The sequence below is a fragment of the Streptomyces sp. LX-29 genome (genome assembly GCF_029541745.1).
In the GTDB taxonomy this organism is placed as follows: Bacteria; Actinomycetota; Actinomycetes; order Streptomycetales; family Streptomycetaceae; genus Streptomyces.
This window is the reverse complement of the sequence record NZ_CP089746.1, coordinates 2,013,263-2,024,569: the sequence shown is the minus strand read 5'-3', so window position 1 is coordinate 2,024,569 and position 11,307 is coordinate 2,013,263. Positions and strand designations below refer to the sequence as shown.

Here is an 11,307-nt window from a genome sequence, read left to right as displayed (position 1 = left end):
CTCGCGCTCGACGTCTGGTGATCCTACGTGGACACCATCCGAAGGCCGCCCGGTAGGGTGACCTCCCGCACCATGCGCGACAGCGAATGAGGGAGCCCAGCAGGTGAGTTCGACCACAACGACCGGTTTCTGCCGAGTGACGGTCGTCGCACCGGACAGCCGGATCGATGTCGCCCTGCCGGACGACATCGCCCTGGCGGACCTGTATCCGGAGATCCTGCGTCTGACCGGTCAGACGCAGTCCGAGGCGGCTCCGGTCGGCTATCACCTGGTGCGCCGGGACGGCAGCGTCCTGGACGGCCACCGGTCGCTCGCCGCCCAGCGCGTCCTCGACGGCGACCTGCTCTCGCTGCGCCCCTTCGCGCAGTCCCTCCCGCCCGCCGTCCATGACGACGTGTCGGATGCGATAGCCGCCGCGGTCGCCCGCGACCGCACCCTGTGGAACGAGCGCTTCCTGCGCAACTCGGCCCTGGCCGGCAGCTCGCTGCTGCTGGTCCTGATGGGCTTCGTGCTCTGGTACGCCGACCCGGTGCGACACGACATGCACAGCCCGCCCGGTGTCATCGCCGCCGTCTTCGGCCTGCTGCTCGCGGTCTTCGCCGGCGTGCGGGCCCGGGTGTACGGGGACCGGGGCTCCGCCGTCGCGCTCGGGCTGGCCGCGCTCCCCCATGTGATGATCGCCGGATCCGGCATCCTCGAACTCGACGAGGGGGAGGGGGTCGGCCGGCTCCAGTTCCTGCTGGGCTGCGCCTGCGTCCTGGTGGTGTCCGTGGCGCTGGTCGCCGCCACACCGGTCGGTGACGCCCCGTTCGTCGCCGCGGTGCTGCTCTCCGCGTTCGGCACCCTCGCCTCGTTCCTGCAGATCCTCACCGAGGCCAGCGCCACCAACACGGCGGCGGTCAGCACCGCCGTCGCGATCGGCGCCATCGCCTTCCTGCCCGGCCTCTCGGCCCGCGTCGCCCGGCTGCCCATCGGCTATGTGGCACCGCGCGGCGCGGTCGGCCGCGTCGAGCTGGACACCGACCAGGACGGGCCGCTGTCGGCCGAGCCCGTCGACGCCGAGCGCATCGCGCTCCAGGCGCGCCGCGGCCATGAGCTGCTGCTGGGCCTGCTCGGCGGCTGCTCCGCGGTGGTCGTGGTCTCGGCCGCGGTCCTCGGCTTCTCCGGGTCGATGTGGGGCCAGTTGCTCGCCCTCGCCGGCGGCCTGGCGATGCTGCTGCGCGCCCGGCTGTTCCGCTACACCTCCCAGGTCTCCACCGTCCTGGGCGCCGGGATCTCCGCCCTCGCGCTGCTGATCCTCGGACTCTCGCTCAACCCCCCGCTCGCCAAGGTCCACGAGCTGCTGCTGGGCAACGGCGCCGAGATGCACATCAGGACCGTCTGGCTGGCCGCGGGCGTCGCCGTCGGCGCCGCCCTGATCACCGCCATCGGGCTGATCGTCCCCAAGAAGGGCCTCACCCCGTTCTGGGGCCGGGTCTCCGACCTGACCGAGGGGGCGCTGTTGCTCTCGCTGGTGCCGCTGTGCCTGGCGGTGCTGGACGTCTACAGCAGGGCGCGCGAGATGACCGCTTAGGCCCTGCGGCGTGCCGTGTGCGGGGCGGGGCGCCCACCCCGTACGGCGGCGCGCCCACCCCGTACGGCGGCGCGCCGGAGCCCGGCCCCGGCCCCAGCGAGAAAGGTGACCGCGATGCCCCCGCCGCCCCACCGGCCCGGTGACGAGAGTCCTCCGCCCGGCTTCGGCGCCCCGCGGTGGCCCGCGGCGCCGGCGGACGACAGCGCGCCGCAGAAGTGGCAGACGGGGGTGAACACCTGGGGCACGGGGCTCACCCCGACCGTCGGCCCCACCGCCGACCCCGCGTCGGCGCCGCCGGCTCCGGCCGTCGGAACCGGACCGACCGCCGCGCCCCCGTCGGATCCGGCCGTACCGCCGGCCCCTGGCGGCCCGCCCCCGTCGGCGCCGCCCCTACCGCCCCCGGGCTTCGGCCCGCCGCCGGCACCCGGACCGCCCGCACCCTCCCCGTACGGACCGCCGTCGGTCCCGCACACCGGCGTGCCGCACACCGGCGCCGGCAGACCGCGGCGCGGCCCGGGCCGGAGGCGTACGGCGCTGGTCGTCTGCGGGGCCCTGGCCTTAGCGCTGGCCGCGTGCGGCGGCGTGTGGGCGGTGCTCGGCGGGGGAGGCGACGCCCCCGGGCGACCCCTCGCCCGTCCCGACACCGCACCGGCCACCCGGCACGACGACCGGCCGACGACGGAACCCACCCCGAGCGGGGCCGGCCGGACCCCGACGCGGGACCCCAACGCCGTCCGCCGCCCCGGCGAGGCCAGGGTGCTCTTCCAGACGCCCGCCCCCGACGTCCCCCGCAGCGGCGTCGCCCTCCCCGGCTTCTGGGTGCGCGACGACCACGTGGTCAAGACCGAGCAGAACCGGCTCGTCGGCCGCGCCGACGACGGCGCCGAGCGCTGGGCCATCGCCTTCCCGAAGCGCATCTGCGCGACGCCCGCCCTGCGGACCGCCGGCAAGGTCGTGATCGCCTACGAAGGCCCCGGGAAGAACGCGTGCAGCCGGCTGGCCCTCGTCGACCTGGACAAGGGCGCCAAACTCTGGGACCGGCCCGCCCCCAAGGGCCCCGTCTGGGCCAGCGGCCACACCGACCTGTCGATCGCCCAGAGCGGCGACCTCGTCGGGCTGACCTGGACCGGCGGCTCGGCCCTCGTCAGGGCGAGCGACGGGGAGGAGGTCGGCCTCGACCCCCTCAGCCCCGCCTGCTCGGTGGGCGGCTACGCGGGCGGAGAGGTCCTGCTGCGCGCCTACTCCTGCCGTGACAACACCGCGAAGCTCCAGAAGATCACTCCTTCGGGGAGAATCGCCTGGACCTACCGCCTGCCCAAGGGCCACGAGGTCGCCCGGGTCCTGTCCACCTCCCCCGTGGTCGTCAGCACCGCCCGGAGGGGAGACGCGGAGTCGGTCCGCTTCCGCTCCCTCACCGAGGGCGGCACCGAGCGCGCCGTCCTGGACACCCGGGCCCCGGACTACGAACTCCACTGCGACCAGAACGACACCTTCACCAGCGTCCTCGACGGCTGCCAGGGCGCCGTCGCCACCGCCGACACGCTCTACCTGAGCACCGAGATCCACGACAGCGGCGAGACCCGCACCAACGACATCGAGGCGTACGACCTCGGGACCGGCCGACGGAAGTGGCACACCGGCGGTCAGGCCATGCGCCCGCTGCGCACCGAGGGAGACGACCTCGTCGCCTATCGGTTCCCCGCGGCCGGGACGGCGGGCGGAGTCGTCGGCATCGGCCCGGACGGCGGGAGACCCAGGACCCTGCTGCGCCACCCCGCGGCCACGGCGGAGGCGGAGAGCGGCTTCGAGGACGCGATGTACGCCTATGAGCACGGTCGCCTCTACATCGCCGCGGACCATGTGCGCGACACGTCGGGCACCGGCGAACCAGGCAATCTGATCATGGCCTTCGGGCCGTGACGGCCCGCCGCGCGCCGATTCTCCGGGGCGCACCGTCCCGGAGACTGGTACGCTGTGTGACGGCCGTTTGTGTACGCGCCCCCGGAGCCTTCCCCGAAGGCTCTGGAGACAGCGCCCAGCGGACCCCGCCTCCCGAGTAACGGAAGCTCTCCTGAGACGCAGACCAGGGGCACTCGGTGGCCAGACGAAGAACCCCAGAGGAGTACGCGTGTCGCTCGACGCCGCTACGAAGAAGCAGATCATGGCCGAGTTCGGGACCAAGGAGGGCGACACCGGCTCCCCCGAGGTCCAGGTCGCGCTGCTCTCCCGCCGTATCTCGGACCTGACCGAGCACCTCAAGACCCACAAGCACGACCACCACTCCCGCCGTGGTCTGCTGCTGCTGGTCGGCCAGCGCCGCCGCCTGCTGCAGTACCTGGCGAAGAAGGACATCACGCGTTTCCGTACGCTGGTCGACCGCCTGGGCATCCGCCGCGGTGCGGCGGGCGCCAAGTAACACGCTGTGAAGGGAGCGGTTCCCGCGCCAGGGGGCCGCTCCCTTTGCCGTACGTGTGGCCGGGCGGGCCGCGTGACGCGGCGGAAAAGAGACGCCTGCGCGCCCCCGCACAACGCCGCACACTGCGGGTACCGGACGCTTCAGCCGTCGTGAGGATGGCCGAAGCTTTGTAGTCTGGTCCCAACAACGCCATAACGAACGAGGAGGAGCGCCTCACTCCAGCGCCTGTCGGGCGCCGCAGGCGCCGGTCCTCGGTAGTGGCTCCCGGAACTGGCAATTCCGGTGGCTTCGATCGAAGACCGGCCCGGCCGCCGGACAACGGCCAGGGGCGCTGCTCCACCACCGTCCCCCCATCACACGGACGAGGGGACGCAGACGAGGAGATTTTCCTGGTGGAGAACGAGACCCACTACGCCGAGGCCGTCATCGACAACGGCGCCTTCGGCACCCGTACCATCCGCTTCGAGACGGGCCGGCTGGCCCGTCAGGCCGCCGGCTCCGCCGTGGCCTACCTGGACGACGACACCATGGTGCTGTCGGCCACCTCTGCTTCCAAGAACCCCAAGGACCAGCTCGACTTCTTCCCGCTGACGGTGGACGTCGAGGAGCGGATGTACGCGGCCGGGCGGATCCCCGGCTCGTTCTTCCGCCGTGAGGGCCGCCCCTCCGAGGACGCGGTCCTCACCTGCCGGCTGATCGACCGCCCGCTGCGCCCGTCCTTCAAGAAGGGCCTGCGCAACGAGATCCAGGTCGTCGCCACGATCATGGCGCTCAACCCCGACCACCTCTACGACGTGGTCGCGATCAACGCCGCCTCCGCCTCCACCCAGCTGGCGGGCCTGCCCTTCTCCGGCCCGATCGGCGGCGTCCGCGTCGCGCTGATCAAGGGCCAGTGGGTGGCCTTCCCGACCCACACCGAGCTCGAGGACGCCGTCTTCGACATGGTCGTCGCGGGTCGTGTCCTGGAGGACGGCGACGTCGCGATCATGATGGTCGAGGCCGAGGCCACCGACAAGACCATCACCCTGGTCAAGGACGGCGCCGAGGCCCCGACCGAGGAGGTCGTCGCCGCCGGTCTGGAGGCGTCCAAGCCCTTCATCAAGGTCCTCTGCAAGGCGCAGGCCGATCTGGCCTCGAAGGCCGCCAAGCCGGTCGCCGAGTTCCCGATCTTCCTCGACTACCAGGACGACGTCCTGGAGGCGCTCACCGACGCCGTCCGCGAGGAGCTGGCCCAGGCGCTGACCATCGCGGGCAAGCAGGAGCGCGAGACCGAGCTGGACCGGATCAAGGGCGTCGCCGCCGACAAGCTGCTGCCGCAGTTCGAGGGCCGCGAGAAGGAGATCTCCGCCGCGTACCGCTCGCTCACCAAGAGCCTGGTCCGCGAGCGCGTGATCAAGGAGCGCAAGCGCATCGACGGCCGTGGCGTCACGGACATCCGTACGCTGGCCGCCGAGGTCGAGGCGATCCCGCGGGTCCACGGTTCGGCCCTGTTCGAGCGCGGCGAGACCCAGATCCTGGGCGTCACCACCCTCAACATGCTCCGCATGGAGCAGCAGCTGGACACGCTGGCGCCCGAGACGCGCAAGCGCTACATGCACAACTACAACTTCCCGCCGTACTCCGTCGGTGAGACCGGCCGCGTGGGCTCGCCCAAGCGCCGGGAGATCGGCCACGGTGCGCTCGCCGAGCGCGCCATCCTGCCGGTCCTGCCGACCCGCGAGGAGTTCCCGTACGCCATCCGTCAGGTCTCCGAGGCGCTCGGCTCCAACGGCTCCACCTCGATGGGCTCGGTCTGCGCGTCGACCATGTCGCTGCTGAACGCCGGTGTGCCGCTGAAGGCCCCGGTCGCCGGTATCGCCATGGGTCTGATCTCCCAGGAGATCGACGGTGAGACGCACTACGTGGCGCTGACCGACATCCTCGGCGCCGAGGACGCCTTCGGCGACATGGACTTCAAGGTCGCCGGCACCAAGCAGTTCGTCACCGCGCTGCAGCTGGACACCAAGCTCGACGGCATCCCGGCCTCGGTGCTGGCCGCGGCCCTCAAGCAGGCCCGCGACGCCCGCCTGCACATCCTCGACGTGATGATGGAGGCCATCGACACGCCGGACGAGATGTCCCCGCACGCCCCGCGGATCATCACCGTCAAGATCCCGGTGGACAAGATCGGTGAGGTCATCGGCCCCAAGGGCAAGATGATCAACCAGATCCAGGAGGACACCGGCGCCGAGATCACCATCGAGGACGACGGCACCATCTACATCGGTGCCGCCGACGGCCCGTCCGCCGAGGCCGCCCGCGCCACCATCAACGGCATCGCCAATCCGACGATGCCCGAGGTCGGCGAGCGCTACCTGGGCACGGTCGTGAAGACCACCACCTTCGGTGCCTTCGTCTCCCTGCTCCCGGGCAAGGACGGCCTGCTGCACATCTCGCAGATCCGCAAGCTGGCCGGCGGCAAGCGCGTGGAGAACGTCGACGACGTGCTCGCGGTCGGCGCCAAGGTCCAGGTCGAGATCGCCGAGATCGACCAGCGCGGCAAGCTCTCCCTGATCCCCGTCCTGGAGGGCGAGGACGCCGCCGAGGGCGAGAAGGACGAAGCTGCCAAGTGACGTCGCGTACGCACCGGACGACGGCCCGCACCTCCTCGGAGGGGCGGGCCGTCGCCCGTACCCAAACGCTTCTCAAGGGCGAGAACGGCATCGGCACCGTCCGCAAGACCACCCTCCCCGGGGGGCTGCGCGTGGTCACCGAGACCCTGCCGTCGGTCCGCTCCGCCACCTTCGGCATCTGGGCCCACGTCGGCTCCCGTGACGAGACCCCGTCGCTGAACGGGGCCACCCACTACCTGGAGCACCTGCTCTTCAAGGGCACCCGGCGCCGCTCCGCGCTGGACATCTCCGCCGCCATCGACGCGGTCGGCGGCGAGATGAACGCCTTCACGGCCAAGGAGTACACCTGCTACTACGCGCGGGTGCTCGACACGGACCTGCCGCTGGCCATCGACGTCGTCTGCGACATGCTCACCGGCTCGGTCATCGAGGCGTCGGACGTCGACGCCGAGCGCGGAGTGATCCTCGAAGAGATCGCGATGACCGAGGACGACCCGGGCGACTGCGTGCACGACCTGTTCGCGCACACCATGCTCGGCGACACCCCCCTCGGCCGTCCGGTGCTGGGCACTGTCGACACCATCAACGCCCTCACCCGCGACCGCATCGCCCGCTTCTACAAGAAGCACTACGACCCCACCCACCTGGTCGTCGCCGCCGCCGGCAACGTCGACCACGCCAAGGTGGTGCGCCTGGTGCGCCGGGCCTTCGAGCGGGCCGGCGCGCTGGACCGCGTCGACGCGGTCCCGATGGCCCCCCGCGACGGCGCCCGGACGATCCGCACCGCGGGCCGGGTGGAGCTGCTGGGTCGCAAGACCGAGCAGGCGCACGTCGTCCTCGGCATGCCGGGCATCGCCCGCACCGACGACCGGCGCTGGGCGCTGGGCGTGCTGAACGCCGCGCTCGGCGGCGGCATGAGCTCCCGGCTCTTCCAGGAGGTCCGGGAGAAGCGGGGCCTGGCCTACAGCGTCTACTCGTACACCTCCTCGTTCGCCGACTGCGGCCTGTTCGGCGTCTACGCCGGCTGCCGACCCAGCCAGGTGCACGACGTGCTCAAGATCTGCCGCGACGAGCTCGACGAGGTGGCGCGCAACGGCATCACCGACGAGGAGCTGCGGCGCGCCGTCGGCCAGCTGTGCGGCTCCACCGTGCTCGGCCTGGAGGACACCGGCGCGCTGATGAACCGCATCGGCAAGAGCGAGCTGTGCTGGGGCGAGCAGATGTCGGTCGACGACATGCTGGCGCGGATGCAGGCCGTCACCCCGGACGAGGTTCGCGAGGTGGCCCGCGATGTACTGGGACAGCGTCCCTCGCTGTCCGTCATCGGCCCGCTGAAGGACAGGCAGGCGGCCCGGCTGGACGAAGCGGTGTCGTAGCGCGTGTGGTTTCTCCAGGGGCTCCGCCCCCTGGACCCCTAGAGAAGGAATCGAGTAATGAGCAGCAAGCTGCGGGTGGCGGTCATCGGGGCCAAGGGCCGCATCGGCTCCGAGGCCGTACGGGCCGTGGAGGCCGCCGAGGACATGGAACTCGTCGCCGCCCTGGGCCGCGGCGACCGGCTGGAGACCCTGGTCGAGGCGGGTGCGCAGGTCGCGGTCGAGCTCACCAACCCGGGCTCCGTCATGGGCAACCTCGACTTCTGTGTGCGCCACGGCATCCACGGCGTCGTCGGCACCACCGGCTGGACCGACGAGCGCCTCTCGCAGCTGCGCGGCTGGCTGGCCGCGGCCCCGGAGGTCGGCGTGCTGATCGCGCCGAACTTCTCCATCGGCGCGGTGCTGACCATGCGCTTCGCCCAGCAGGCGGCCCGCTACTTCGAGTCCGTCGAGGTCATCGAGCTGCACCACCCGAACAAGGCGGACGCCCCCTCCGGCACCGCCACCCGTACCGCCCAGCTGATCGCCGCGGCCCGCGCGGAGGCCGGCTGCGCCCCGCAGCCGGACGCCACGGTCACCGCGCTGGACGGCGCGCGCGGCGCCGACGTGGACGGCGTCCCGGTGCACTCGGTGCGGCTCCGCGGCCTCCTCGCCCACCAGGAGGTGCTGCTCGGCGACACCGGCGAGACCCTCACCATCCGGCACGACTCCACGCACCACAGCAGCTTCATGCCGGGCATCCTGCTCGGTGCCCGCCGCGTGCCGACCAACCCCGGGCTGACCTTCGGCCTGGAGCACTTCCTGGACCTGGACTGAGACCCCGAGCCGTGCGCGCAAAGATCACGTACTTCGCCCTCGCCGCCGTCCTGGTCGTCTACTTCGTCCTGGTCGGCAGCCGCGGTGTCCTGCTCATCCGGCAGGGCACTCCGGTGACGGTCGCCTTCGGCGCGGCCGTGCTGGTGCTGCCGTTCATCGGCTGCTGGTTCCTGTGGCAGACCACGGTCTTCGCCCGCGACGCCAACCGGTTGGCCCGCGAGCTGGAGGCCGAGGGCGGGCTGCCGGTCGACGAGCTGGCCCGCACCCCGAGCGGTCGCATCGACCGCGACTCGGCCGACGCGGTCTTCACCCGGCGCCGCGCCGAGACCCAGGAGGCCCCGGACGACTGGCGCGCCTGGTTCCGCCTGGCCATCGCCTACCACGACGCCCGGGACACCCCGCGCGCCCGCAAGGCCATGCAGCGCGCCATCGCCCTGCACGACGGAAAGCCGGTCCGCGCCTAGCCGTGGTGGCCAGGCCCGGACCGGCTCGGTCGCGGCGCTCTTGTCGGTCGCGGTGGTAGCGGCGGTCGCGTCAGGACCGTGCGCCGTACTCCGCGACCCAGTCCTCGACGGCGTCGGCCGCCATGTCGAAGGCCTCGCGGCGGCCCAGGAAGTCCGCGTTGTAGTCGGTGACCAGCGGCTTCAGCGGCTCGTCGGTGGTCAGGGCAAGCGAAAGGGCCTGCCCCTGCACGGTGCGGGGCAGGCCCAACCACTTCACGGGCTGCTGGACGGTGCGGATCGAGGCGACGCTGCTCCACTCGACCGTGGTCGTCCTCCACAGCCCCACCCGGCGCACGCCGTACGCGCTCACCCAGATTCCCGCCCGGACCAGCCGCACCGCGCCGATGATGACGACGGTGGCCCCGCCGATGCAGATGCCGGCACCGGGCAGCGCGCCCGCGAGGGCGATGATCAGGGCGGAGAAGAGGATGTACGAGGCTAGGAGCAGCAGCAGCGCCGCGCCGCCCACCCGCCAGGGGCCGGGGCGGTACGGTCGCCGCCAACGGTCCCGATCCTCGTAGGGCAGGGGCTCGGCGCCCGCCGCGGACTCCTCGGAGTCGGGTTCGGCGGTCAGGAACGGCAGGGGCACGAATGGTCCTCACTCACACGCACGGCGCGATCTGGCTGTGGTGGGGTGAGGCTATCCCAGCGCCCTCCCGGTCGCTCTCAGCGGCCGTTCGACGCCTCGGAATGCTGGACCTGTCGGGTGTTCTGCGGGCCGGACTCCAGCGCGGGCGTACCGAACAGCAGCCCGGCGGCGAAACCGGCGACCACGGTCAGCCCGATGAGGGTGCGGCCGGCCACCTGGCTCACGCTCGCGCGCCGCCGGGGCGGGGGGGTGATATTGCTGCGGAAGCGATCGGCCTCGGCCACGAAGGCGAATGGCACGGGCTCTCGCCGGCGAAACATGGGCGTCCTCCTGGGACCTCGATGGGGGATCTCTAGCAGTTAGACGCGAAAACGGCTCGGAAGGTGCCCCTTCTCACACTTCTTTTCCGGTCTTTTTCGCCGGCCCCTCTTGCGCCGCAGGTCCGTGGTTTCCCTTGCGCCACCGAGGCGGACGGCGCGGTCGGCGCGGCCGGACGGTGGCCCCGACAGCCGCCCGGGGGAAACGACGGGAGGGGAGTGTCGGTGGTGGCCCGTAAGCTGGGCGGCGCCCGTGCGATGCAGATGGAAGGACCCCGCCGGTGACCGAGACCCTTGCCGAGAACGCCGAGAGCGAGCGGGAGGCCAGCTTCCGCAGCGACGTGACCGTCGAGCTGGTCAAGCACTCCGCGGCCGACTCCGACGTGCTGTGGGCCGCTCGCGTGTCCACCGCCGGCGAGCAGTCCCTGGATGAGCTCCAGAAGGACCCGGAGCGCTCCAAGGGGCTGATCAACTACCTGATGCGGGACCGCCACGGCAGCCCGTTCGAGCACAACTCGATGACCTTCTTCATCAGCGCTCCGATCTTCGTCTTCCGCGAGTTCATGCGCCACCGCGTGGGCTGGTCCTACAACGAGGAGTCCGGTCGCTACCGCGAGCTGGAGCCCGTCTTCTATGTGCCGGGGGAGGCCCGCAAGCTGGTCCAGCAGGGCCGTCCGGGCAAGTACCGGTTCGTCGAGGGCACCCAGGCGCAGCACGAGCTGACCGGCCGGGTGATGGAGGACGCCTACCGCCACGCGTACGAGGCGTACCAGGAGATGCTGGCCGCCGGGGTGGCCCGCGAGGTGGCCCGCTCGGTGCTGCCGGTCGGCCTCTTCTCCTCGATGTACGCGACCTGCAACGCGCGCTCGCTGATGCACTTCCTGGGGCTGCGCACCCAGCACGAGCAGGCCACGGTGCCGTCCTTCCCGCAGCGCGAGATCGAGATGGTGGGCGAGCTGATGGAGGCGGAGTGGGCCAAGCTCATGCCGCTGACGTATGCGGCGTTCAACAACAACGGCCGGGTCGCGCCGTAGGACGTCCCGGCGGTCGTCGTACGGACCAGTAGCAAGAAGTGTCCGTATTGCGGCATTTCGTGAAGTTCATCTAG

10 protein-coding genes are annotated in these 11,307 nt (G+C 71.8%); 8 read left to right on the top strand and 2 right to left on the bottom strand.

Annotated elements, in window-relative coordinates; all coding sequences use genetic code 11:
• The first annotated feature begins 103 nt into the window (after nt 1-103).
• The 7 genes from eccD to LRS74_RS08565 all read left to right on the top strand — a co-directional run bounded on the left by eccD (nt 104) and on the right by LRS74_RS08565 (nt 9,254).
• A complete protein-coding gene (eccD, locus tag LRS74_RS08595) occupies nt 104-1,573 on the top strand; it encodes a type VII secretion integral membrane protein EccD (protein WP_277740449.1) in 1,470 nt (489 codons plus the stop codon).
• A 114-nt stretch (nt 1,574-1,687) separates the two neighbouring features.
• Nucleotides 1,688-3,493, top strand: a complete 1,806-nt coding sequence (locus LRS74_RS08590) for a PQQ-binding-like beta-propeller repeat protein (protein WP_277740448.1) — start codon at nt 1,688-1,690, stop codon at nt 3,491-3,493.
• A gap of 208 nt (nt 3,494-3,701) precedes the next feature.
• The gene (rpsO, locus tag LRS74_RS08585) at nt 3,702-3,989 is read left to right on the top strand and encodes a 30S ribosomal protein S15 (protein WP_144381799.1); all 288 of its coding nucleotides are present in this window, start codon (nt 3,702-3,704) and stop codon (nt 3,987-3,989) included.
• 392 nt (nt 3,990-4,381) lie between these two features.
• Nucleotides 4,382-6,601, top strand: coding sequence for a polyribonucleotide nucleotidyltransferase (locus tag LRS74_RS08580; protein ID WP_277740447.1), 2,220 nt, complete (start codon nt 4,382-4,384; stop codon nt 6,599-6,601).
• Nucleotides 6,598-7,977 carry a pitrilysin family protein gene (locus LRS74_RS08575; protein ID WP_277740446.1) on the top strand — a complete coding sequence of 460 codons (1,380 nt, stop codon included), beginning with the start codon at nt 6,598-6,600 and terminating at the stop codon, nt 7,975-7,977. The genes LRS74_RS08580 and LRS74_RS08575 overlap by 4 nt, the downstream gene beginning before the upstream one ends.
• A gap of 57 nt (nt 7,978-8,034) precedes the next feature.
• Nucleotides 8,035-8,790 (top strand): 4-hydroxy-tetrahydrodipicolinate reductase, encoded by a 756-nt coding sequence (gene dapB / locus LRS74_RS08570; protein WP_277740445.1) that lies wholly within the window; start codon nt 8,035-8,037, stop codon nt 8,788-8,790.
• 11 nt (nt 8,791-8,801) lie between these two features.
• A complete protein-coding gene (locus LRS74_RS08565; RefSeq protein ID WP_277740444.1) occupies nt 8,802-9,254 on the top strand; it encodes a hypothetical protein in 453 nt (150 codons plus the stop codon).
• Nucleotides 9,255-9,324: 70 nt separating this feature from the next.
• Here the strand turns inward: LRS74_RS08565 and LRS74_RS08560 are convergent, their stop codons facing one another.
• On the bottom strand, nt 9,325-9,882 hold the full coding sequence (locus LRS74_RS08560) for a hypothetical protein (protein ID WP_277740443.1): 558 nt from the start codon (nt 9,880-9,882) through the stop codon (nt 9,325-9,327).
• Nucleotides 9,883-9,959: 77 nt separating this feature from the next.
• Nucleotides 9,960-10,202 (bottom strand): hypothetical protein, encoded by a 243-nt coding sequence (locus LRS74_RS08555; protein WP_277740442.1) that lies wholly within the window; start codon nt 10,200-10,202, stop codon nt 9,960-9,962.
• Between the two features lie 278 nt (nt 10,203-10,480).
• Here LRS74_RS08555 and thyX point away from each other — a divergent pair, with 278 nt between their 5' ends.
• Nucleotides 10,481-11,233 (top strand): FAD-dependent thymidylate synthase, encoded by a 753-nt coding sequence (thyX, locus tag LRS74_RS08550; protein WP_277740441.1) that lies wholly within the window; start codon nt 10,481-10,483, stop codon nt 11,231-11,233.
• Nucleotides 11,234-11,307: the final 74 nt, after the last annotated feature.

What these genes read in the sequence shown, in the direction of transcription:
- dapB (WP_277740445.1), top strand. Translation starts at nt 8,035, where the DNA reads ATGAGCAGCAAGCTGCGGGTGGCGGTCATCGGGGCCAAGGGCCGCATC.
- LRS74_RS08555 (WP_277740442.1), bottom strand. Translation starts at nt 10,202, where the DNA reads ATGTTTCGCCGGCGAGAGCCCGTGCCATTCGCCTTCGTGGCCGAGGCC.
- LRS74_RS08590 (WP_277740448.1), top strand. Translation starts at nt 1,688, where the DNA reads ATGCCCCCGCCGCCCCACCGGCCCGGTGACGAGAGTCCTCCGCCCGGC.